General features: G+C 70.5%; 21 protein-coding genes. 14 read left to right on the forward strand and 7 right to left on the reverse strand.

Features of this window, described 5'->3' with window-relative positions:
• Positions 1 to 51: 51 nt before the first annotated feature.
• From FMQ63_RS18630 to FMQ63_RS18655, 6 genes are all read left to right on the forward strand, one after another.
• Positions 52 to 741 (forward strand): NUDIX domain-containing protein, encoded by a 690-nt coding sequence (locus FMQ63_RS18630; protein WP_011557111.1) that lies wholly within the window; start codon positions 52 to 54, stop codon positions 739 to 741.
• Between the two features lie 207 nt (positions 742 to 948).
• Positions 949 to 1,752: a protein phosphatase 2C domain-containing protein gene (locus FMQ63_RS18635; protein WP_020478055.1), complete on the forward strand. Its 804-nt coding sequence runs from the start codon at positions 949 to 951 to the stop codon at positions 1,750 to 1,752.
• Between the two features lie 4 nt (positions 1,753 to 1,756).
• On the forward strand, positions 1,757 to 3,634 hold the full coding sequence (locus tag FMQ63_RS18640) for a hypothetical protein (RefSeq protein ID WP_026114100.1): 1,878 nt from the start codon (positions 1,757 to 1,759) through the stop codon (positions 3,632 to 3,634).
• A gap of 58 nt (positions 3,635 to 3,692) precedes the next feature.
• A complete protein-coding gene (locus tag FMQ63_RS18645) occupies positions 3,693 to 4,757 on the forward strand; it encodes a nicotinamidase (protein WP_011557108.1) in 1,065 nt (354 codons plus the stop codon).
• A 107-nt stretch (positions 4,758 to 4,864) separates the two neighbouring features.
• Positions 4,865 to 5,662: a hypothetical protein gene (locus FMQ63_RS18650; RefSeq protein ID WP_026114099.1), complete on the forward strand. Its 798-nt coding sequence runs from the start codon at positions 4,865 to 4,867 to the stop codon at positions 5,660 to 5,662.
• 114 nt (positions 5,663 to 5,776) lie between these two features.
• Complete coding sequence (locus tag FMQ63_RS18655; protein ID WP_011557106.1) at positions 5,777 to 6,970, forward strand: glycosyltransferase; 1,194 nt, start codon at positions 5,777 to 5,779, stop codon at positions 6,968 to 6,970.
• On the opposite strand, the gene FMQ63_RS18660 is transcribed toward FMQ63_RS18655, so the two are convergent.
• Entirely contained in the window at positions 6,901 to 8,142 is a 1,242-nt protein-coding gene (locus tag FMQ63_RS18660) for a glycosyltransferase family 4 protein (RefSeq protein ID WP_011557105.1), read from the reverse strand. The genes FMQ63_RS18655 and FMQ63_RS18660 overlap by 70 nt on opposite strands.
• Before the next feature lie 114 nt (positions 8,143 to 8,256).
• On the opposite strand from FMQ63_RS18660, the gene FMQ63_RS18665 reads away from it, so the two are divergent.
• Genes FMQ63_RS18665 through FMQ63_RS18680 form a run of 4 tightly spaced genes read left to right on the forward strand, consistent with a single transcriptional unit; the run spans position 8,257 to position 11,280 of the window.
• Entirely contained in the window at positions 8,257 to 9,171 is a 915-nt protein-coding gene (locus FMQ63_RS18665; RefSeq protein WP_225909633.1) for a hypothetical protein, read from the forward strand.
• Complete coding sequence (locus FMQ63_RS18670; protein ID WP_011557103.1) at positions 9,168 to 9,866, forward strand: hypothetical protein; 699 nt, start codon at positions 9,168 to 9,170, stop codon at positions 9,864 to 9,866. Before FMQ63_RS18665 ends, FMQ63_RS18670 begins: the two co-directional genes overlap by 4 nt.
• Positions 9,863 to 10,222, forward strand: coding sequence for a hypothetical protein (locus tag FMQ63_RS18675; RefSeq protein ID WP_011557102.1), 360 nt, complete (start codon positions 9,863 to 9,865; stop codon positions 10,220 to 10,222). The genes FMQ63_RS18670 and FMQ63_RS18675 overlap by 4 nt, the downstream gene beginning before the upstream one ends.
• Complete coding sequence (locus tag FMQ63_RS18680; protein WP_011557101.1) at positions 10,222 to 11,280, forward strand: hypothetical protein; 1,059 nt, start codon at positions 10,222 to 10,224, stop codon at positions 11,278 to 11,280. The genes FMQ63_RS18675 and FMQ63_RS18680 overlap by 1 nt, the downstream gene beginning before the upstream one ends.
• Here FMQ63_RS18680 and FMQ63_RS18685 read toward each other — a convergent pair.
• On the reverse strand, positions 11,270 to 11,653 hold the full coding sequence (locus tag FMQ63_RS18685; protein WP_026114098.1) for a hypothetical protein: 384 nt from the start codon (positions 11,651 to 11,653) through the stop codon (positions 11,270 to 11,272). The genes FMQ63_RS18680 and FMQ63_RS18685 overlap by 11 nt on opposite strands.
• Positions 11,654 to 11,927: 274 nt before the next feature.
• Between FMQ63_RS18685 and FMQ63_RS18690 the strand changes: the two genes are divergently transcribed.
• Together FMQ63_RS18690 and FMQ63_RS18695 are read left to right on the forward strand one after the other, a co-directional pair.
• Entirely contained in the window at positions 11,928 to 13,388 is a 1,461-nt protein-coding gene (locus FMQ63_RS18690; RefSeq protein WP_020478056.1) for a HAMP domain-containing sensor histidine kinase, read from the forward strand.
• A gap of 122 nt (positions 13,389 to 13,510) precedes the next feature.
• The gene (locus FMQ63_RS18695) at positions 13,511 to 14,116 is read left to right on the forward strand and encodes a hypothetical protein (protein ID WP_011557098.1); all 606 of its coding nucleotides are present in this window, start codon (positions 13,511 to 13,513) and stop codon (positions 14,114 to 14,116) included.
• A gap of 12 nt (positions 14,117 to 14,128) precedes the next feature.
• Here FMQ63_RS18695 and FMQ63_RS18700 read toward each other — a convergent pair whose 3' ends face one another.
• From FMQ63_RS18700 to FMQ63_RS18720, 5 genes are all read right to left on the reverse strand, one after another.
• Positions 14,129 to 14,494: a response regulator gene (locus FMQ63_RS18700; protein WP_011557097.1), complete on the reverse strand. Its 366-nt coding sequence runs from the start codon at positions 14,492 to 14,494 to the stop codon at positions 14,129 to 14,131.
• Positions 14,491 to 15,171 carry a PEGA domain-containing protein gene (locus FMQ63_RS18705; protein WP_011557096.1) on the reverse strand — a complete coding sequence of 227 codons (681 nt, stop codon included), beginning with the start codon at positions 15,169 to 15,171 and terminating at the stop codon, positions 14,491 to 14,493. Before FMQ63_RS18705 ends, FMQ63_RS18700 begins: the two co-directional genes overlap by 4 nt.
• Positions 15,172 to 15,197: 26 nt before the next feature.
• Positions 15,198 to 16,721 carry a GspE/PulE family protein gene (locus tag FMQ63_RS18710; protein ID WP_225909631.1) on the reverse strand — a complete coding sequence of 508 codons (1,524 nt, stop codon included), beginning with the start codon at positions 16,719 to 16,721 and terminating at the stop codon, positions 15,198 to 15,200.
• A gap of 134 nt (positions 16,722 to 16,855) precedes the next feature.
• Positions 16,856 to 17,152, reverse strand: coding sequence for a hypothetical protein (locus FMQ63_RS18715; RefSeq protein ID WP_011557094.1), 297 nt, complete (start codon positions 17,150 to 17,152; stop codon positions 16,856 to 16,858).
• Positions 17,153 to 17,253: 101 nt separating this feature from the next.
• The gene (locus FMQ63_RS18720; protein ID WP_011557093.1) at positions 17,254 to 17,607 is read right to left on the reverse strand and encodes a helix-turn-helix domain-containing protein; all 354 of its coding nucleotides are present in this window, start codon (positions 17,605 to 17,607) and stop codon (positions 17,254 to 17,256) included.
• Positions 17,608 to 17,842: 235 nt separating this feature from the next.
• Between FMQ63_RS18720 and FMQ63_RS18725 the strand changes: the two genes are divergently transcribed.
• The gene (locus tag FMQ63_RS18725; RefSeq protein WP_011557091.1) at positions 17,843 to 19,336 is read left to right on the forward strand and encodes an SGNH/GDSL hydrolase family protein; all 1,494 of its coding nucleotides are present in this window, start codon (positions 17,843 to 17,845) and stop codon (positions 19,334 to 19,336) included.
• On the forward strand, positions 19,333 to 21,558 hold the full coding sequence (locus FMQ63_RS18730; RefSeq protein WP_011557090.1) for a serine hydrolase: 2,226 nt from the start codon (positions 19,333 to 19,335) through the stop codon (positions 21,556 to 21,558). Before FMQ63_RS18725 ends, FMQ63_RS18730 begins: the two co-directional genes overlap by 4 nt.
• The last annotated feature ends 26 nt before the right edge of the window (positions 21,559 to 21,584 follow it).

Here is a 21,584-nt window from a genome sequence, read left to right on the forward strand (position 1 = left end):
ACTCCGTCCGCGACTTGACCCGGGTGTGTTCCGGACACTATGCCGGGACCCGTGAGCTACACCTATGAGTACCCGAGGCCGGCGCTGACGGTGGACTGTGTCGTCTTCGGTCTGGATGACGAGGACCTGAAGGTGCTGCTCATCCGCCGCGGGGTGGAGCCCTTCGCCGGGCGGTGGGCACTGCCGGGGGGCTTCGTGCGGATGGAGGAGTCGCTCGACGACGCCGCGCGCCGGGAGTTGGATGAGGAGGCGGGCATCCGGCCGAACCACCTGGAGCAGCTCTACACGTTCGGCGCCCCGGGGAGAGATCCACGCGGGCGCGTCGTCACGGTGGCGTACTTCGCGCTGGTGAAGCTCAGTGACCATGTGCCGCATGCGGCGACGGACGCGCGGGACGCGGCGTGGTTCTCCGTCTGGGATACGCCGAAGCTGGCCTTCGACCACGTGGACGTGCTCGGCACGGCGCTGCAGCGGCTCAAGGGCAAGGTCCGCTATCAACCCATCGGCTTCGAGCTGCTGCCTCCCAAGTTCACGCTGACGCAGCTCCAGCGGTTGTACGAGGTCATCCTGGAGCGGGAGCTCGACAAGCGGAACTTCCGCAAGAAGATCCTCGCCATGGACCTGCTCGAGGAGCTGGACGAGGTGGAGCAGGACGTCTCCCATCGGGCAGCGCGCCTCTACCGGTTCGACCACAAGAAGTACAAGCAGCTGGAGAAGGCGGGCTTCAACTTCGAGCTCTGACCCGCTGCGGGTTCGAGGGAGCCCCCGGCAGCTCGTGACATTGACATCGTGTGATTTGGACACTATGTTGGTGTCATCGAGACACGAACATGGGTGCGACCCAGGTTCGTGAGAGGCCGCTGCCCGTGGGGTGTCCACTGGCTGAAGCGTGCCGCCGTATCGCCGCCTGTCTCGCCGCACGTGCCCTTTCAGGGCCACGGGAGAGCCATGTCCGCGCTGCCCTTCGACGTCGCCGCTGCCTCGGTGCTGGGCCGGGAGCACGCCCGAGCGGGTCGCAACAACCAGGATGCGCTGTGCATCCGCGCCAGTGAGCATGGCCTGGTGGCCGTGGTGACGGATGGCTGTGGCAGCCAGCCCTGCAGTGAGCTGGGCGCACAACTGGGCGCGCGCAGGTTGGCGCGGGCCGCGCTGGTGCGGCTCGCGGACGGTGAGCGCGTGGATGAGCCCACCTTCCTTCCAGGCCTTCGTGAGGATGTGTTGTGCCTGCTCAGTGAGCTCCGGGCGGACCTGGGGCGGGAGGTGATGGGGGACTTCCTCTTCACCGTGGTGGGCGCGGTGGTGACGCCCTCGCTGACGCTCGTCTTCTCCGCGGGAGACGGCGTGTGGGCACTCAATGGCGAGGTGCATCCGCTCGGGCCATTTCCGGGGAACGCGCCGCCGTATCTCGCCTATGCGTTGATGCACGGAGAGGACGTCGCGCTGACCACGCGGGCCCTGGTGCCCACGGAGGACGTCCACGCGCTGCTGCTGGGCACCGACGGTGTGGTGGACCTGGAGCGGCTGGCCACCACGCGCATGCCGGCGGGGAACGAACTCGTCGGGCCGCTGTCGCGGCTCTGGACGGAGGACCGGTACTTCGCCAACCCGGATGCCCTGCGCCGCCGGTTGGCCTTGCTCAACCGAGAAGCCGTGCGCGCGGACTTCGCGTCCCAGCAACTGGCGCGAACTCCGGGCCTGCTGCCGGATGACACCACGCTGGTGGTGCTGCGCCGCCGCATGGGGAGGGCGTGAGGCCATGGACGTCTGGCTCGAAGGCAAGAAGGTGCGGTTGAACCCCGCGCGAGCGCTGGGCAAGGGCGGCGAGGCGGACGTGTTCGACATGGGGGATGGCCGCGCCCTCAAGGTGTTCAAGCCACCCGAGCACCCCGACTACACGGGCCTGCCCGCGGAGCAGGCCGCGGCGCGTGTCCGGTTGGACGAGCACCAACGCAAGCTGCGCGTCTTCCCGGCAGGACTGCCCGGCCGGGTGGTGGCGCCCCAGGCCTTGGCGACGGACAAGAAGGCGCACGAGGTCCTGGGATACGCCATGCGCAAGCTGGACGGCGTGGAGCCCTTGCGGCGCTTCGGAGAGCCGTCGTTCCGCAGGGCAGGCGCGGCGTCCGGGCGGGTGGTGGACCTGCTGCGCGACCTGCATCGGACGCTCGACGCGGTGCATGCGTCGGGCGTGGTGGTGGGGGACTTCAACGACCTCAACGTGCTCGTGGCGGGGACGTCGGAGGCGTACCTCATCGACGCGGACAGCTTCCAGTTCGGCGGGTTCCTCTGTCCGGTGTTCACGGAGCGCTTCCTCGACCCGCTGCGGCTCGGGAGCACGGGCACGCAAGGGTTGGTACCCAGCCGCCCCGCTTCCATCGAGAGTGATTGGTATGCCTATGCCGTCGCGGTGATGCAGTCGCTGCTGTGCGTGGGGCCGCACGGAGGCGTCTACAAGCCCAGGAGCGCGGCTGCTCGGACGACGTCCGCGGGCCGGGTGCTCCAACGCATCACCGTGTTCCATCCGGAAGTGCAGTATCCAAAGCCCGCGTTGCCGCTGGCGACCTTGCCGGACGACGTGCTGCACCACCTGCACCGCGTCTTCGTGGAGGACCTTCGCGGCGTCTTTCCGTATCCGCTGCTGGAGGGGCTGCGCTTCACCCCCTGCGCATCGTGCGGCGTGGAGCATGCGCGAGCGGCCTGCCCGACGTGTCAGCCCCACGCCACCGCGACTGCCACGCCGGTGACGTCGGTCCGAGGCCAGGTGACGGCGACGCGGTTGTTCTCCACGCGAGGCGTGCTGGTGCACGCGAGCAACGAGGCGGGCATCCTTCGCTGGCTCTACCACGCGGAAGGCGCGTACCGGCGCGAGGACGGACGCGTGGTGCTGCGCGGGGCGCTGGACCCGTCGCTGCGCTGGGCCTTGCAAGGGGACGTGACGCTGGTGGGCCGGGGCGGTGAGGTGGCGGTGCTGGCGCCCGGCCGGCCCCCGGACCGGATGGGCGTGGATGCGCCGGAGGGCCAGTCCGCTTTCGCCACCAACGCGCGGCACCGGTACTGGGCCGTGGGCGGCGGGCTGTGGCGGGACGGCGCATATGGGCCGGAGCGCGTGGGCGCGGTGCTCGAAGGACAGACGCGGCTCTTCGTGGGGCCACGCTTCGGGTTGGGCTTCCATCGCGCGGGCGGTCTGCGCGGCGCCTTCGTCTTCGATGCGGAGCGCCTGGGCTTGAAGGATGGACTGTCGCTCCCCTGGCCCACGGGAAAGCTCGTGGACGTGGACTGTGTCTTCGATGGGCCCTCCGCCTGGCTGTTCCTGGTGGAGGAAGCCGGTGGGCGCACGCTGCATCACTGCGTGGTGGTGGGCCACGACGGGGCCGTGCGCGCGAGCGCGGTGGCGGAGGCCGGTGACGGCTCGTGGCTGGGCAGCGCGCCACGTGGACGGTGCGCGGCGGGCGACGCGCTGTTCTGCGCCACCGATACGGGGCTCACCCGTGTGGAGCTTCGGCAGGGCCGCCTGGAGGCGGTGCGCGAGTTCCCGGATGCCGAGCCCTTCGTGGACGCGGGCTGCTCGCTCTTCCTCGTGCGGCAGGGGCTGGCGGTGGTGGGGCGGCAGGACATCACCGTGCTGCGAATGAACTGAAGGGACGTTTCTCAACCGCGTGGAGCGGGTGCCTCCACGCCTCACAGGAGGTAGGACGATGAAGACGCAAGTGAAGGCGCTTCCGCTTCCGAGGTTCTACGACGCGGCCCATGCCGGGCAGTTCGGATACAGCCCTGACGCGGGGAAGCTCCAGGTGGAGGCCCAGCGCTGGCGCGCGGCGAACGACGTCTCCATGTCGGCGACGGACGCGTTCAACCTGCACCTGTTGCTCATCGACGTGCAGAAGGACTTCTGCTTCCCAGAGGGCTCGCTCTACGTGGCGGGACGCAGCGGGCGCGGCGCCGTGGATGACAGCCGTCGCATCGCGGAGTTCATCTACAGCAACCTCGGCGCGCTGACGAACGTGACGGCGACGCTCGACACCCACTTCGCGTACCAGATTTTCTTCCCGTCTTTCTGGGTGGACCAGGACGACCAGCCGCTGACGCCGTACCGCGAGGTGACGCGCGAGCAGATTGAGCGTGGGCAGGCGCGGCCCAACCCCGCCATGGCGAAGTGGCTGTGCGGTGGCAACTACCCCTGGCTGCTCAAGCAGGTGAAGTACTACTGCGAGGAATTGGAGCGGGCGGGCAAGTACACGCTGTACCTGTGGCCGCCGCACTGCCTGCTGGGCAGCGACGGGCACGCGCTGGCGGGGGTGGTGCAGGAGGCGCGGCTGTTCCACTCCTTCGCGCGTGGCATGCAGTCGTGGGCGGAGGTGAAGGGGGGCAATCCGCTGACGGAGAACTACTCGGTGCTGCGCCCGGAGGTGTTGGGGCGGCATGACGGCCAGCCGCTGGCGCAGCGCAATACCCAGTTCCTCAAGACGCTGCTGACCGCGGACGCGGTGGTGATTGCAGGGCAGGCGGCGAGCCACTGCGTGAAGAGCTCCATCGACGACCTGCTCGGCGAGATTGTCGCGCAGGACGCGGCGCTGGCTCGCAAGGTGTACCTGCTGACGGACTGCATGTCGTCGGTGACGGTGCCGGACGGCAAGGGGGGCTTCGCGGCGGACTTCACCCCGCAGGCGGAGGCATCGCTGAAGCGCTTCGCGGACGCGGGGATGCACCTGGTGAAGTCCACGGACCCGCTGGCGAGCTGGCCGGACCTGCGCATCGCCTGAGCCTCGCGGCGCGAGGCGTGACGACACACAGCAATCGCTTCGCCTGTGCTCGCGCGAGCGGGGCAGGCGGAGCCCTGCCCTCGGGAGAGGGAGAAGGAGCACGGGACATGAGCAGCAAGGCGAATGGCAGTGGCATCCGGAAGCTCTTCGAGGACGCCCACGCGGAGGGCGTGCTGAGCCCGGCGGGATTGCAGGCGCTGACGGTGGTGGACCTGGGCGCGCAGATTCAGGCGGGGCTCGGCGTCTGCGTGGAGGACGTGCAGTCCAGCGAGGTGGTGCTGGTGACCGTGATGCCGGATGACTCGGGGAGCATCGACTACTCCGGGCATTCGAAGACGGTGTGTGACGGGCACAACCTGGTGCTGGACGCGCTGCTGGCGAGCAAACAGAAGGACGGCGTCCTCTTCCACACGCGCTACCTCAACGGGTTCGTGCTGAACCCGTACCGGCCGGTGGAGGACGTGGTGCGGATGCATGGCAAGAACTACCGGGCGGACCATGGCACGCCGCTGTACGACCAGTCGGTGGTGCTGCTGGGTACGGTGCTGGCGAAGGCGCAGGAGTTCAGCGCCAACGGCGTGCCGGTGCGGACAGTGACACTGTTGATTACGGATGGCTCGGACCAGCACTCGACGTCGGCGAAGGCAAAGGACGTGGCGGCGCTGGTGAATGACCTGAAGCGCGCGGAGAATCACATCGTCGCGGCGATGGGCATCAACGACGGGAGCACGGACTTCCGGCGCGTGTTCCGCGAGATGGGCATCGACGACAAGTGGATTCTCACGCCAGGGCAGAGCGCACAGGAGATTCGCGCGGCGTTCCAGGTGTTCAGCCAGTCCGCTGCGCGGGTGAGTCAGGGGGCCGCGAGCTTCAGCCGTACGGCGCTGGGGGGCTTCGGGCAGTGAGGGGGCTCACCCAGGGGGAGGTGACCGTGCTCCTGGGCGTCTCACGCAAGACACCGGCTCCAGGCCCAGGTTGCGGGTGGCGATGGCGCGTGATGGAGGTAGCGTTGCGCGGCCATGTCCGACAGCCCGCGCGTCCTCCTCATCGCTGAACGCTTTCCTCCCGACATCGGCGGCCTGGCCCGCAGTGGCGCGCGCACCGCGGGCTCGCTGGTGAAGCTGGGCGCCCGGGTGGACGTGCTGGCCTGGACGCGCACGGCGGCGCCAGGCGCGCTCCAGACGGTGGAGGACGCCGGGGACGTCTCACCCTTCGCGCGGGGTGTGACGCTCCACCGGCTGGGGTTGTTCGGCAGCACGGACCTGTCCATGCAGCACACGCTCGACGTGCTCGGCTACCTGCACGCGAAGCAACGCTATGACCTGGTGTGGGGGCACTACCTGTCTCCGCCCGGGTTCCTCGCCGTCGCCTTCGCCGAGTCCGTGGGCATTGCCTCCACCGTCAGCGCCCGGGGCAACGACGTGGACCAGCTCATGTTCCCCCCGGGCGACTTCGCGCGCCTGCTGTGGACGCTGCAACGTGCCCGCGTCCTCACCGCTGCCTCCGCGGACCTGGGCCGGAAGATGTGCATGCTCCTGGGACGGGACGAAACCGTGGAGGTCATCCCAAACGCCGTCGACACCGGCATCTTCTCCCCCGGTCCCGCGGACCCGGCGCTCCGGGAGCGGTTGGGCATCGCGCCAGACGAAGCCGTGCTCGGCTTCTCCGGTGAACTTCGGCACAAGAAGGGGCTGCCGTTCCTGCTCTCCGCCCTCACCGAGGTGCGCCGCGTCCGGCCCGCGTGCCTGCTCGTCATCGGCGAGGTGCGGCCGCGCGACGCCGAGCACCTGGTCGCCTTCCGCGCCGAGCATCCCGAGGACGCCGCGCGCATCCTCATCTCCGGGCCGCTGGACACACCGGAGGCCATCGCCGCGCACCTGCGCCTGTGTGACGTCTACCTCCAGCCGTCGCTGTGGGAGGGCATGCCCAACGCCTTGCTGGAGGCCATGGCCTGTGCCCGGCCCGTCATCGCCAGCGACGCTGGCGGCATCCCCGAGGCGGTGGACGCCGGACGCAACGGCTTCATCGTCTCCAAGGCCCTGCTCAATCACCTGGGGCAGGCGTGCCTGGATGTCCTCTCCCTGCCGCTCGAACAGCGCGCCGCGATGGGCGCCGCCGCCCGTCAGCGCATCGAGGAGCGCTTTCAGGCGCACGCGGAGGCAGAGGTGCTCCGTCGCGTGCTGGCTCGCGCCATCCCGAGCCGCTCTTCGTAGGCGCTCACCAGGGCTTCGCCCGCGCGGCTCCATGGGAAGTCGCGCTCCACTCGCGCCCGTGCCTTCGCGCTCATCGCGGGGCCCAGGGTGGGGTCCGCCCGCAGGGCCTTCACTGCTTCAGCAATCGCCTTCGCCGAGCCCGGCCGTATCAGCATCACCTCGTCCGGCGCGGCCAGGGTGCTCACCACGGGGAGGTTGCTGGCCACCACGGGCGTCCCGGTGGCCATGGCCTCCAGCAGCTTCAGCGGACAGCAGCCCTGCACGCAGTTGCGGTCGTTGAAGGGCAGGGGCACCAGCACCACGTCGCAGGCATGGTGCAGCGCCGCCAGCTCCGCCTGGGGCAGGGGCTCCAGCAACTCCACTGTGCCCTCCAGCAGCAGGTCACCGCACCGGTCCATCAGCGCCCGTCGTGTGTGCCGGCGCAGCGGGCCCACCAGCGTCAGCACCGTGGGCATGTCCCGCCGCAGCAACCGGCAGGCCTCGATGGCATGGTGCACGCCCTGCCAGGACGTCATCGTCCCGCTGTACAGCAGTCGCACGGGACGCCCGAGCTCCAGAGGGCGCGGCGGCGCGTACCGGAACACCTCCAGGTCGGCGCCGTTCGGAATCACCCGCACCCGCGAGGCGTCCACGCCCCGTGTCGTCACGAGGTACTCCGCCGTCACCGTGCTCGGGGTCACCACCAGGTCCGCGCGCGAGAGACAGACGTCCTCTTGCGCCACCAGCTTGCGCAAGAGTTCCGCGTCATCCGCCACGTCCGGGTAGTGATACTTCAGCTCGATGGAGGGCAGGCCGTTCACCTCGAAGACGAGCGCGTCCGTCAGCGCTTCCTTCCGGCAGGCGACGGGGTAGCCCTCGAAGATGGAGCGCACGTGCACGACGGAGGCTCGCGGCCTTTCGCGCCACCATGCCGCCAGGTGCGAGCGGAACGACAGGGCCTGGGCCATCAGGTCCTTCCCGCGTGATTCCAGCGGGTGGTACGTCACGCCCTCCACCAGCGCGAGCGGCCCGGTGGGCGCAGTGGGGCTGTCCCGGAGCGCGACCAGGTCGACTCGGCCAAAGGCTGCGCCCAGTGACTCCACGAAGGCCCGGATGTGCACCGCTGCGCCCTTGGGCGAAGGGAAGCGGTCGAACGAGGCGTAGACGATTCCGGTGCCGGGGTGGGGAGACACACTCGCGTTGCTATCGCGGCTCGGCCGGGCCGGCAAACAGGAGGGTTTGACCCCTACGGCACGGGCCCTTACGCTTCCCCTTTCTTTCGTTCCGCCGAGGGGGCGCGACTCACCGTGGCATTCAACATCGACCGCTTCCGCGAGGAACGCGTCTACAGATGCACCGGCCCCATCCGGGAGTTGCGGGAAGACCTCGAGCGGCTGCGCCTCCTGGACATGGATGTGGAGCAGTCGCGGCGGAAGTGGCGGAATTCGGCCTGGGTGTGTCTGGCCGCCACCGTCGCCGTCTTCATCTATCGGATGACGCTGGATGAGGGGCTCGAGGACGCGCTCGCGTGGCGGCTCACCCTGTGGCCGGGCCTCGTGCTGCTCGCGGGGACCGTGGGGTGCTTCGTCGTGTACCTTCGCTTCCGGCGCCTGGACCTGGAGAACCGGCGGTACACGCTGGCCTCTCAGGTCATCCATCGGCTGCGCCGTGACATCGGCCCTGATGCGTCGGTGAGGCTGGAGCTCGACTTCACGCCCGTGGACAGCCCGGAGAAGCTGCTCGGCAAGCACACCACGCCCAGCGGCTGGGAAGCGGAGAACTTCAGCGACCCGTGGTTCTCCCTCCAGACGCGGCTGCTGGACGGCACGCACCTGCGCATCGCCATGGTGCAGCGGCTCATGAAGCGGTCGCGCACCCGGCGCAGCGCCAGCGGCAAGTACAAGACGAAGCACCGGCAGGACAGCTGGGCGTTGCTCCAGGTCCAATTGCGAGTGAAGGCGGCGCGTCATCAGGACCTGGCACTGCTCGAGCCGGAGGCCCGTCAGGCGATGCGCCTGCCGGGGGACGTCGCCGTGGACAAGCTCCAGTTGGGCGAGGACCGGATGTTCCTGCGCACCCTCGTGGAGAAGGACTGGGATGCCGGGCCCAATGTGCAGGGGGACGCGGTGGATGCGCCGAAGACGGTGGTGATGATGCTGCTGAGCCTCTACCAGGTCCTCAATTACTCCAGACAACTGCGTCAGCAGGCGAAGGCTTCGTGATGATGGGCATGGGCCGGTTCCTTCTCTGTTGTTCCCTGGTCGCGCTCACGGGCGCCGCCGGGTGCTCCAAGCCCGGTGACGCCGAGGTGCCGCGAGCCGTTCGCGCGCAGGAGGCCGCCGGCGCCCCCGTCGCCGCCGCGGACGTAAAGGGCCTCGAGGGCAAGCTCAAGTTCAAGGACGACGCCGACCGCGAGCGCTTCTCCCTCAAGCCGAAGGACGACGGCGCCAAGCTGGTGGATGGCGAGGAGCGCGAGCTGGCGCGTTACAAGTGGAAGGGCGCGTCGCTGAAGGTCTCGGGCCCGGATGACGTGGCGCTGGGATATGTCGTCGGCTCCGCGGGCGGGGCGCTCACCGTGCGGGACGGTGAGCAGCGGCAGGTGCTGTTCACGCTCGCGCGGCAGGGGCCGGGCTGGCGCCTCAACGACATGAAGGGCACGCTCCTGTACTCCGTGTGGCCGGAGGATGACGGTGCTCGCATCCAGGACGGCGCTGGCGCGGACGTGGCCCGCGTGAAGGTGCGCGAGGGCAAGGTCTCCCTGCGTGATGCGCAGGGGCGCACGTTGCTCGCCACCAAGTCGCTGTTGGCGGCGGAGGCCGCCGCGTGTCTCGCTTTCGAGGCGCTGGAGCTGCCGCTGCGCATGGCGCTGCTCTTCCACCTCCAGGCGCCGCCGTCCCAGGAGCTGGCCCAGCCATGAGTGGATTGGTCTGCCAGGAGAACGTGGGCTTCCTGTTCTCCCATGGCTGCGGGAGCCCCGCTGCCATGACGTGCATGCAGTGCGCGATGCCGCTGTGTGAGCAGCACGTGACGTCCGTGGGCGCGGAGATGCTCTGCGCGACGTGCGCGCGGCACCATGAGGACTCCACGGGGGACCGGAACGGCGAGGACGAGGACCACCCGAGCTACTACTACGACAACTACGGGTACTACGGCGCCTCCGCCTCGTCGGGGAGCGGCAGGGCCCATGACGCCAACGATTTCACCGAGGCTGACGGCGCGAGCCTCCGCCACGAGGACGACGCCTCCTTCGAGGAGGACATGGGCGGTAGCTGATGGCTGGCCGCTGGCTCGTCTATGCGTTGGGAGGCGGCATGGGGCACCTGACCCGTGCCTCCGCGTTGGCTCGTGCGGCCTCGCGCCGAGGGCACGCCGTCGTCCTGCTCACCAACAGCCCGTTCGCGAGCGGGCTCCCACTGGAGGACGTGCTGGGCACTGGTGTCGAGGTGTTCCGGCTCAACCCCGCGCTGGGACGCGAGGCCGTGGGCGAAGTGGTGGAGCAGTGCCTGGCGGACGTGCGCCCGGACCTGTTCGTCGTGGACACCTTTCCCCGGGGGCTCGGAGGCGAGCTGGCGCCGATGCTGCCTTCCGTGCGCGCGCGCAAGGTGCTGATTCACCGCGACGTGAATCCCACGTACGTGAAGCAGTACGGCCTGGCGCGGGCGGTGGACGCGTTCGACCTGCTGCTCGTCCCAGGTGAGGCCGCGCCCTTCGCGAACCATCCTCGCGCCGTGAGGACCGCGCCCTGGCTGCTCCTGCGGGCCAGCGAGCTGCTGCCCCGTGACAAGGCCCGCGCGCGGCTGGGCGTGCCCGCGGAGGACCCGCGCGCCCTGGTGGCGGTGATGGGCTGTGGCACCCCCGAGGAAGTGGGGGAGGCGGGGCACATCGCCGCCCGGCTGGACGCGATGCTGGGGCCAGAGGCCGTGGTCCGGTGGCTGGTGCCGCCCGGAGCGGCGATGGATGTGCCCGCGCCGCGCGCGAAGCAGGGCAGCCGGGCTGGGGCTTCCCTGGAGGAGGGCCTGGCCCTGCGCATGGCCACGTGGCCCGCGCTGGCGGTGCTCCCCGGCGTGGACGTGCTCGTCGGCGCGGGAGGGTACAACACCGTGCAGGAGGCCCGCGTCACCGGAACGCCCTTCGTGGCGCTCGCGCGGCCCCGGCTCTACGACAGGCAGGCCCTGCGGCTGCGCCCCGAGGAGCGGGCGGGCTCTGTGGAGGCGCTGGTGACGCGTGCCGCCGGGCTCGCTCGTGCCCGACCGGCTCGGAGCCTGAGGCCCTACGTCAACGGGACGGACGACGCGGTGACGCTCATCGAGCGCACCGTCCTCAGTGCTTGAGGTCCTTGTGCCCCGGCGCCGGGTCGATGCCGTGCGCCATGATGAAGTGGTAGAGCGCCTGCGGGTCTTCCTTGGGCCCGCCCATGAGCTCCACCAGGAAGTGGCCCTGGGCGCCCGTGTCCGGGTCGGGGGCGATGTTCACCTCCGTCACCTCGCGGCCGGGGATGACCAGCTCGCCCACCAGCACCTTTCCCTTGAGGACCTGCACGATGTGCTGGCGCTCCTCTTCCAGGAGGGCCCAGTGGAAGTCGTCGTGGTCATACAGCATGGCGTCCACGGAGCCGCACCGCAGGATGCAGTGCGTGTGCTCCTGGAGCCAGCGCCAGAAGCCATCGAATTTCAAGGTGCGTACCGGCTGGGAGATGATGTCCATGGAGACCTCTCGCTCGTCGGCCAGGGCGCTTGCCGGCCACGTATCGCCCCTCCCTAGCACGGCTGGCGCCATCCGGTGATGTCCCCTTTCAGGGAACGGGTCAGGCGTGTCCGCTTGCTGTCCGGTCCGCGAATCCCCTGGGCATTGGCGGTGTTGCTCCTCTCAGCAATGGGGGTGGCCCTCGTGTCTGGGAACCCCGTGAGGAGCGTGCGTGAAGGTCTCTTCGGGTCTGCCCCGTGTTTCAGATGGCCCTTGTTCAGCCCGGGGCGGCTCCATGAGCCTGCGCTCCTGGCTCGCCGCCACCATGGGGGTGCTGACGTTGGTGACGTTGGCGGCCGCCACCCTGCTCATCGTCCTGACGAGCGTGCTCGACCGTTCGGCCGCGACCCTGGGGGTCGCCTTCGGGGGCATCCGGGTGTCCGAGGAGCTGGAGGTGGGTCTGCTGGCGCACGACCGGATGGTCCGGGAAGGCCCCGTCAAGGTGCCCCGTGGCCCGGGCGGGCTGTCGCGGTTCGAGCTGGAGGCCTCGCTGTACCGGCAGATGGGTGAGCTGCGGCGCATCGCCTCGACGGCGGCGGAGCGTCAGCGGCTCGACGCTGTCCGCGAGGACGTGGACGTCTACTTCTCCGCCCAGTGGGACCCGGTGCGTGCGGAGCAGGAGGCGGGCCCGGCGCTGGACGCCGCGTTGAGTGGCTTGGAACAGGTCAGCTCCATCAACGTGGAGCGCGCGCGCGTGGCCCGCTCGGAAGCGGAGCGGTGGAACGACATGGCGGACTCCGTGGGCGTGGTGCTCTGCGGCTTGCTGCTCTTGGGCGTGCTCGTCGTGAGCGTGCTGCTGCGGCGCGTGGCGCTCCAGCCGCTGCGGGACATCAGCCAGTCCATGCGCCGCTTCGGCGCGGGCTGCAGGCGCGCCCGGGCCCCGGAGGCCGGGCCCACCGAGCTGCGGGACATGGCTCGCACGTTCAACGAGATGGCCAACAGCCTGGCCCACCAGCAGGAGCAGCAGCTCGCGTTCCTCGCGGGCGTGGCGCACGAGCTGCGCAATCCGCTGTCCGCCCTCAAGTTGTCCACAGCCCTGTCGGACCGCAGCCGCGCCCAGCTCACGCCCGAGCGCATGGACCGCACCCTGTCCCTGGTAGGGCGGCAGGTGGAGCGGCTGGACCGCATGGTGGGCGACCTGCTCGATGCCACCCGCATCGAAGCTGGCAGGTTGGAGTTGCGCCCGGAGGTGCGGGACGCGCGTGAGCTGGCCCGCGAGGTGGTGGAGCTCTACCGCTCCGGCGACACCGGCCATGGCCTCCGTCTCAGCCTGCCGGACGTGTCCGTGCCGGTTCGCGCGGACCCGGCCCGGCTGGAGCAGGTGCTCCACAACCTCATCAGCAACGCGCTGAAGTACTCGCCGGCGGGCAGCACCGTGGAGGTGTCCGTGCGCCGCGAAAAGGACACGGCTGTCCTTTGCGTGACGGACCAGGGCATCGGCATTTCCGAGGAGGAGATGCGCCTGCTCTTCGCGCCCTTCCAGCGCGCCGGCAACGCCCGTCAGCGCGCCCCGGGCGTGGGCCTGGGCCTGTCGGTGGCCCGGCGCATCGTCGAGGGGCATGGGGGCAGCATCGACGTGACGAGCCAGCCCGGCCACGGCTCCGTCTTCTGCGTGCGGCTGGCCGTGGCCACCGAGGCCGTTCGGCATGCCGAAGAAGACGCGGGGCTGACGTCCCTCGAGGACACCCTGCACTGAGGGGGCTGCCCCCAGGTTGGCGCGAAGCGTCGCATGGCGCGCGTCCGCGTGTAGACGGCGGATGCGTTCCCGCAAGGCCCGACGTACCTTCGGGGTCCAACCTTCAGGAGTCGCCTGCCCTTATGAAGACCCCGCGCCGCGCCGCGCCGCTCGCCGCCCTCCTGGCCCTGGGAGGGCTGGGGGCGTGTGCCTCCCGCCAGCAGGCACCGACCGCCGCCGCGAAGCCCGAAGCCCCGCGGGCCGCCGAGCCTGTCGTCCGGTCCACGGAAGGGGGCTTCTCCGTCGCGATTCCCGGGCCGGTGAGCGAGGAGCGCCGTTCGCAGGAGACGGATGTCGGCGCGGTGACACTCCACACCTTCATCGCCGTGCGGCCGGAGGTGGATACCGCCTACTACGTCTCCTACACGGACTTCCCCGCGGCCGCGGTGTCCCAGGCGGATCCGCGTGACGTGGTGGCCCGGGCCAGCCACGGGGCGCTGGAGGCGCTGGGCGCCACCGGGCTGTCCGCGCGGCCGCTGGTGCTGAGTGGCTTCCCGGGCTGGGAGGTGGAGGGCGTGTCCGGCCCGCGCCACCTGCGAGGACGCTTCTTCCTGGTGGGGCCCCGGCTCTACCAGCAGTTGCTGCTACACCCGGAGGGCAAGCCGCCCCAGGACGCGGACCGCTTCTTCGAGTCCTTCCAGTTGGACCCCCAGGTGGCCGCGATGTTGACGGGAGAGCGGCGCTCCTGAAGGGGACGCCCGTCAGTGGCGGTGTTCGCCCACCGTGCTCAGCAGCACGTCCATGTCGAAGGGCTTCTTGAGGATGGCGCGGACACCGGGCAGGTGGGCGCGGCCGCTCGCCGTGACGAGGATGATGGGCAGCTCCGCCAGGCGCTGCTCCTGCTGAATCCGGCCGACGAACTCCTCGCCGTCCATGACGGGCATCATCAGGTCCAACAGGATGAGGCACGGCCGCACCGCGTGGGGTCCGGTCAGCAGCTCCAGGGCCTCCTGGCCGTTGGCGGCCTGGGCCACGGCGTAGCCTTCGAAGGACAGGATGTCCTGGACGGCCTCTCGGATGTCGGCGTCGTCGTCCACGACGAGCACGGTAGGGGACGCGGCGCTCACGGCTTCGCGCTGCTCTTCCCCTTGCGCAGCCTTCCGAAGAGCTGGGTCATGGTGTCGTGACGGCATGGGAGCGTGTGTTCCAGGGAGCTGAAGCCTCGGCGCGTGAGCTTCACCGTAACCGGCGCGTCTGTCACGCACTCCAGCGTCACTGACAGCGGCGTGGTGCCTTCGGTTCGACCATTCACAGAGACTGTCGCGCCCGACGGAGCGGAGTCGACCATGAGCAGGCTGGCGCCTTCCATGAACGCGCGCTGCTCACGGACCTCTCCCTCGCGGACCTCCGAAGGTGGGTCGAAGCTCGGCGCCAGTGTCGTCTCGGGGCGGGCGGCGGCCACCCCCTCCGGGGTGACGGGGGGCTCTCCGGATTGCCGGAGCGCGGGGAGCACGAGGAGGCTCGCGGCCAACAGGCCCGCGGCCGCGCCGCAGAGCCGGAGGACGGCGGCCAGCGGACTGGGCGGAGGCGGCGGTGGTGGGGCGGGCACGTGCCATCTGCGGGGCGTCTCCGCCACGTCGAGTCGGGGCTGGGCCCGGGGCGCCTCGTGGGGGTCGGCATCCCGAGGCGTCTGCGCCTGGAGGTGGGCCAGCTCCTCGGTGCGTCCCATCAGGGACTGGGACCAGGCATCGGGCTCCGAGGACGCATCTGGGAGCGTGCCGCGGGGATGGGGAGGGGTGTTCACGTGGGTCGCTTCCTTGGGAAGAGCGCTCAGCCGCCAACGACGCGGAACACTTCACGCAGGGACGTGTCGCCCGCCCGCGCGCGTTCGACGCCCGCGGCCAGCAGGGGCACCATGCCCTCCTGGACGGCAATCTCCTGGATGCGGGTGCTGGGCACCTTGGCGTTGACGGCGTCGCGGATGGCCTGGGAGATGACGAGCATCTCGTAGAGCGCGGTGCGCCCCAGGTAGCCGCTGCCCTCGCAGTGCTCGCACCCCACGGGGCCGAAGAAGTTCCCGCGCGCAATCCCGGCCGCATCCAGCCGCACCGCCTCCTCGGGCGTCAGCGGCTGCGGCGCGCGGCAGTGCGGACAGAGGCCGCGCACCAGGCGCTGGGAGAGGGTGGCGGCCGTCGCGGAGGCGAGGAGGAAGGGCTCCACGCCCATGTCGATGAGGCGGTTGAACGCGCCCGCGGCGGAGTTGGCGTGGATGGTGCTGAGCAGCAGGTGGCCGCTGAGCCCCGCCTGGATGGCGGTGCGCGCCGTCTCCGAGTCGCGAATCTCGCCCACCATGATGACGTTGGGGTCCTGCCGCAGCACCGCGCGCAGGCCGTGCGCGAAGTTGAAGCCCTGCGCGGCGTTGACCTGCGTCTGCGCGAAGAGCGGGACGTCGAACTCGATGGGGTCCTCGATGGTGGCGATGCGCGTGAGCTCGCCGCGCGACTGCTGGATGTGGCCCAGCGAGGCATACAGCGACGTCGTCTTGCCGCTGCCAGTGGCGCCCGCCACCAGGATGAGGCCCTGCGGCAGCGCGAGCAGTTCCTGGTACTTCGTGAGCAGCGCTTCGGGGAAGCCGAGCGCCGGAAGCTGGGGCAGCCGCACGCCGGTGCGGGCGATGCGCAGCGCCACCGCGGGGCCGTGGTTGGTGGGCAGGATGGAGACGCGGATGTCCGCGGGCCCGTCCTGCGTGGTCCAGGGGAAGTGCCCGTCCTGGGGCTTGTCCAGGTCGTACAGCGGCAGCTTCGCGAGCACCTTCACGCGGTTGATGAGGCGCGAGTGGTGCTCGCGTGGGAAGGAGAGGACCTCCTCCAGCACGCCGTGCATGCGGAAGGCGATGCGCGTCCCCGCCTCCAGAGGGTGGATGTGGATGTCGCTGGCGCCCAGGCGGATGGCGCCATCCATCAACAGGTTCTTGAAGCCGATGATGTCCGGGTCTGGCTTCGCGGCGATGCGGCGCAGCCGCTGCCCCAGGTCCACGAGCAGCGTCCTGACGGCGGTGGCCGTGTCGGGGGTGAGGACCTCCAGCGGGGAGAGGCTGGGGCCCGCCGGCGGTGGCTTCGACGGCGCCGGGCGGTGCCGCGCGCGGCGGGCGACCACGCCGGAGGCGTAGCTCAGCCCGAAGGCCAGGGCCACGCTCCCGGCGAGCAGCGGCGACATCGCGGCTTGAAGGTAGCGCCCGCCTTCCTGGAGCAGCGTGGCGGCCTCCAGTGAGGAGTGCCGGTAGGCCCACACGCCCGCACCGCCGAGCACCGCGATGACGGCGAGGGTCCACAGCAGGCTCGCGACTCGATTCATCAGCGGAGTCATCAGGCGCCGCACGCTACCACTGGGGTTGGCGCACCCTCAAAACGAGCTGTGAGGATGATGTCGGACCGCGGAGGTCAGGACGGGTGGGAACGTCCTGACCCACTGGAAACCCCGTGAAGGGCTCAGCTCTCGGCTTCTTCCGAGGCCTTGTCCGTCTGCTGCTGGCCGCACGCGGGAGCGGCCTTGTCGGACGCCTTCTTGTCGCTCGCGGAGGCCTGCGGGTCGTTCTTCGCGCAGTCACCGAGGCACGGAGCGCCCGCGAGCCCACACCGGGAGGGCTGGCCGTTATCCGTGCAGACCCTGTTGCAGGGCACGTTGCAGCCGCAGGCCTCGTAGCATTCCTGCGCCTGCGCGCCAGGGGCAAAGGTGAGCGAGAACAGGAAGGCGGTGCCCGCGAGGAACTTCGTCAGCGTGTTCATGATTGCTCCTGTGGAAGACAGCCACGTCGCGGCTCTCCATGAGCCGCGAATCCAGGTGTACCGACACAGGGTGATGGGAGCGTGACAGGCCCGCGCGGGCCTCAGCGGTCCTCGAACATGGCCTGGATGACGCGCCAGGCGAGCTCGACCTCGCGGCCCGAGCGAAGGGACAGGAAGTCGCAGATCTCCGCCACGGCGTTGGAGCGCTCGCGCTCGAAGCCCTGGAAGAGCGTCTTCAAGGAGACGTCGAGCCCCTTGGAGAGCTTGCCCAGGGTGTCCAGGGACGGAGAAAACGAACCGCGCTCAATCCGGCGGATGGCGTCCACGGACAGGTCGCTGCGTTCCGCGAGCGCTTCCTGCGTGAGCTCCCGGGCCGTCCGAAGCTTGCGCACGTGGTCGCCAAACCGGCGGTGCAACCGCGTCCAGTTCGCGACCCTGTTGTTCCGTTTCTCCATAAGAGGGAGCGGATAATTTGGGGTATCTCGGTCGCAAGTGAAGGGAGGATGTTCGGGGCTTGACCTTGCATTTGCGCCGGGCTGTTTCTCCCGCAACTTCCGTTGACTCACAGGCATCCACTCCACCGCTGCCAGGACCGCGGAGTGTGGGCGCTGGGGCTGCTCCTCCAGCAGACGGGGAGACGCTGGCCGGGAACATGCGCACGCAGGGGCTTTCGTCTACGCTGCCGACTACATGACGCATTCGGAAGTCGGGCGGAGCGGCCGGCGGACCTGGTTCCCGGTCCTGCTCGGTGGCCTGTTGACCGCCTGTGATATCGGGTCCTCGCCTCGCGCCGCCACACCCCCTGCTTCCGCGCCAGAGGCACCGGTCGTGCGCCCCGCTGAACCGCCGCGACCGTCCCCCGCGCCAGAGGTTCGCCGGCGGATGCCTGTTCGTCCCGAACGGACCGCCGAGGTCCAGGCCCTGGCCGAGAAGCTGGGCGCGCCCGGTGCGAAGGTGGAAGACCCCTGCGTGGCACCCCTGGGGAACGGCTGCGCGCGCACGGCGCTGGCGCCCTTCTTCGCGTCGCTGGATGCGTTGGCCACGGGCACCGCCACCCGCCCCGTCGTCATCGAGGCCTTCGGCAACTCGCTGATTGCCGGGGACCGCATCGTGGACGTCCTGCGCGACGACCTGGCCACGGCGTTCGGAAGCGCGGGCCGGGGCGTGTTGCTCGTGGACCGCATGGCGCCCTACGGCGGGCGAGGCCGCACCAGCGCCAGCAGCAGTGGGTGGCAGCCGCGCACCCTGGGCGAGCTGCGCGCGCCTCCGCACGCCTTCGGTGTCACCGGCGTGTATCACGTGGCCACGAACGCCAAGGCGCGCAGCCGTTTCAAGCTGGATGGTGAGCCGCGCGGAACGCTGTGGTGGCTGGATGTGCCAGGCGCTGGCGCGGTCAGCCTCTCCAGTGGCGGCAAGGTGCTGGCGCGGACCGAGCCCACGGGAAGTGGCTTGTCGCGCGCCACCCACTTCGAGCTGCCCGAGGACGCACAGACGCTGGACGTGGTGGCCGAGGGACAGGGCGCGGTGGTGCAGGGCGTGGTGTTGCAGCATGCGCGGCCCGGCATCGTCCTGGACACGCTGGGCGTGCCTTCGTCGGACGCGAGCCTCTATGCACGCATCGACGGCGCCACGCTCACGTCCCAACTCGCGGAGCGTTCGCCCCAGTTGCTCGTCTTCTTCCTGGGGGGCAACGAGTCCAAGCGCATCGAATGGAAGCGCCTGGACATGGAGAAGCTGCGCACGGACCTGCGGGCGCTGCTCCGCCGCGCGCGGGAGGCGGCGCCCGGGAGCGCGTGCCTGCTGGTGGGGCCCATGGACGCGGTGAAGGGGCCCGGCGCGAAGGCTCAGGCGCTGACGCAGCGTTCCTCGCTGGAGGCGGTCAACGCCGCCGAGCGGGAGGTCGCGCTCGCCGAAGGGTGTGCATTCTTCGACTTCTACGCCGCCATGGGCGGAAAGGGGGCGCTCGCGCGCTTCCATGCGTCCGGCTACATGCATGACGACCTGGTGCATCCGCGCGGCGCGGGGCTGGACGTGCTGGGGCACCTGGTCACCGACGCGCTGCTGCGCGCCTATGTGGAGACGCCGCCGTCCGCGCGGGGTGTCGCGGCGGTGATGCCCACGCCCTCGGGGGCGGGAGCCGCGCCCACCGGGGTGTCCGAGCCCAGCGCGGAGGCCACGCCATGAGACTTGCGTTCGTACGGTACGGGGCCGCGGTGCTCCTGGGGCTCGCGGGGCCCGTGTCCCTGGCGGCGCCTCGGGCCTCGCTGGGGATGGTGTGTGAGCCCGCCAGCCTCGACGCCGAGCAGTCCCCTCGGGCCTTCTCCGAGGAAGTGCGCGGCGCCCTGGACGCGGTCGTCCGCGCCGAGCTGTCACAGGGGCCCGTCGCGGGGCTGTCCGTGGGCGTGACACGCGGCGCGGAGCGCTGGGTGTGTGCCTATGGCCTTCGCGACGTGGGCCGCAAGCTGCCCGCGACGCCGCGCACCACGTACCGCATGGCGTCCGTCACCAAGTCCTTCACGGCGGTGGCGGTGCTGCAGTTGGTGGAGCAGGGGAAGCTGAACCTGGACGCGGACATCTCCACCCTGGTGCCGACCTATCCGGCCAAGCAGTGGCCCGTCACGGTGAGGGACTTGCTGGGCCACGTGAGCGGCGTCCCCACCTATGACGGGGTGGCATCCACCCGCAACGTGAAGGCGGTGAGCACGGAGGCGGCCATCGCCGCCTTCGCGGGCAAGCCGCTCGCCTTCGAGCCGCGCACCCGCTACCTGTACACGACGTGGGGCTACAACCTGCTGGGCGCGGCGGTGGAGACGGCCTCCGGCCAGTCCTACCGCGACTACCTGCGCGAGCACATCTTCAAGCCCGCGGGCATGCCGAACGCGGACCTGGACATCACCGCCACGCGCGATGAGCACCAGGCCAAGGGCTACCGCATCCAGGGGGCGGCGCTGAAGCCGTCGCGCTTCCTCGACGTGTCCAGCCGCTTCGCCGGTGGTGGCACCCGCGCCACGGTGGGGGACATGCTGGGCTTCGGCCGCGCCGTGCTGTCGCACACCCTGGTGTCGCGCGAGACGATGGGCCGCATGCAGACGTCCATGTCCACCCTCGACGGGCGCCTCACCGACTACGGCATGGGCTTCGCGACGTATCCGCTGCGCGGCCACTACGTGGTGGCCCACGCGGGCGGCCAGCCGGAGACGACCACGCTGCTGATGATGCTCCCCGCCGAGGACACGGTGATTGCCCTGGCCTCCAACGTGGAGGGCGAGGCGCGGCGCATGCGCCGGCTGTCCATCCGTTTGCTGGAGCAGGTGCTGGAAGAGGGCAACACCCGCCGCGATGTCTACGTGGCGGACCCGGTGGATGCGGTGGTGCACGAAGGGCTCAGCCGCGTCGCCAGCTATGGGCTGTCTTATCACCAGTGGGCCACGCGAGGCCCGGGCGTGCTGCCGGAGGAGACGGACCTGCCCGGCGCCTTCGCCCAGGTGTCCGCGATGCTGAACCGGAAGGAGATTGGCCGGGACACCCGGGCGGCGCTGGAGCGTGTCCGAAGCGGGCATGACCCGCGTCTGCGCGCCCTCTTCATCCGCGTGGGCGCGCACATGGCCCGCACGTTGGAGAAGGTCCACGGCGGGGCTCGGCTGAAGGACTACACCGTCGAAGGACCGCTGGCGTTCTTCGAGGATTACCTGGCCGCTTGTGACGCGAAGCAGGTTCCAGAGGCGGAGCGCATCAGCGAGTCGCTGCGCGCGGACGTGCTCCGTCTGGCCGCGAGCTGGAAGCGCGCGCAGTTGCCCGAGCTCCAGCGCCTGCGCCTGGACGAGGAGAAGAACCCGGAGGCGCGCTGGGCCGCGCTGCGCAAGTCCGTCACCGCGTCGCCGGGGTTCCATCCGGATTACTCAGACGAGTTGCTGCGCATCGCGGAGGGCTTCGCCTGGCGCAAGCAGCCCGCTGCGCGGCGGCGCTGGTTGGAGCGGGCGGTGGAGCTGCAGCCCCGGGGCCTGGATGCGCGCTGGGCCCTGGCCGAGGCGTTGCTCGCGGCGAACCCGGAGGAGGCCGTGCTGCCGCATCTGCGCGAGGCCGTGGCCACGCCGCAGGGCACATTGGCGCTCGCGCCTCGGAACTTCCTGAAGCGCCTCATCAACGCGGAGTCCACCGCGGTGGCGGCGGGCCTGCTGCGCGCGGGCGTGGCGTTGCATCCGGATGCGCCCGAATTGTGGGATGCGTTGGCGAAGCGGGAGCAGTCCCTGGGCCGGAAGGCGGCGGCCACCGCGGCCCTGCGTGAGGCGAAGCGGGCGCGTGAGGCGCCCAGGCCGGAAGCCGCGCCGGTGCCCTCCGTCCCCGAGGTGCCGGGCGCCAGCGGCCCCGTTCCGGATGACCACGGGCTGGTGCCCGCGGGGAAGTGAGCGTCACCGCCGGAGCCCGTGACTCC

The sequence above is a fragment of the Myxococcus sp. CA005 genome (assembly GCF_006518205.1).
GTDB classification, from domain to species: domain Bacteria; phylum Myxococcota; class Myxococcia; order Myxococcales; family Myxococcaceae; genus Myxococcus; species Myxococcus xanthus.

Coding starts and splice junctions, on each gene's coding strand:
- FMQ63_RS18635 (WP_020478055.1), top strand. CDS start 949: ATGTCCGCGCTGCCCTTCGACGTCGCCGCTGCCTCGGTGCTGGGCCGG.
- FMQ63_RS18640 (WP_026114100.1), top strand. CDS start 1,757: ATGGACGTCTGGCTCGAAGGCAAGAAGGTGCGGTTGAACCCCGCGCGA.
- FMQ63_RS18645 (WP_011557108.1), top strand. CDS start 3,693: ATGAAGACGCAAGTGAAGGCGCTTCCGCTTCCGAGGTTCTACGACGCG.
- FMQ63_RS18650 (WP_026114099.1), top strand. CDS start 4,865: ATGAGCAGCAAGGCGAATGGCAGTGGCATCCGGAAGCTCTTCGAGGAC.
- FMQ63_RS18655 (WP_011557106.1), top strand. CDS start 5,777: ATGTCCGACAGCCCGCGCGTCCTCCTCATCGCTGAACGCTTTCCTCCC.
- FMQ63_RS18675 (WP_011557102.1), top strand. CDS start 9,863: ATGAGTGGATTGGTCTGCCAGGAGAACGTGGGCTTCCTGTTCTCCCAT.
- FMQ63_RS18680 (WP_011557101.1), top strand. CDS start 10,222: ATGGCTGGCCGCTGGCTCGTCTATGCGTTGGGAGGCGGCATGGGGCAC.
- FMQ63_RS18685 (WP_026114098.1), bottom strand. CDS start 11,653: ATGGACATCATCTCCCAGCCGGTACGCACCTTGAAATTCGATGGCTTC.
- FMQ63_RS18690 (WP_020478056.1), top strand. CDS start 11,928: ATGAGCCTGCGCTCCTGGCTCGCCGCCACCATGGGGGTGCTGACGTTG.
- FMQ63_RS18695 (WP_011557098.1), top strand. CDS start 13,511: ATGAAGACCCCGCGCCGCGCCGCGCCGCTCGCCGCCCTCCTGGCCCTG.
- FMQ63_RS18710 (WP_225909631.1), bottom strand. CDS start 16,721: ATGAATCGAGTCGCGAGCCTGCTGTGGACCCTCGCCGTCATCGCGGTG.
- FMQ63_RS18715 (WP_011557094.1), bottom strand. CDS start 17,152: ATGAACACGCTGACGAAGTTCCTCGCGGGCACCGCCTTCCTGTTCTCG.
- FMQ63_RS18720 (WP_011557093.1), bottom strand. CDS start 17,607: ATGGAGAAACGGAACAACAGGGTCGCGAACTGGACGCGGTTGCACCGC.
- FMQ63_RS18725 (WP_011557091.1), top strand. CDS start 17,843: ATGACGCATTCGGAAGTCGGGCGGAGCGGCCGGCGGACCTGGTTCCCG.
- FMQ63_RS18730 (WP_011557090.1), top strand. CDS start 19,333: ATGAGACTTGCGTTCGTACGGTACGGGGCCGCGGTGCTCCTGGGGCTC.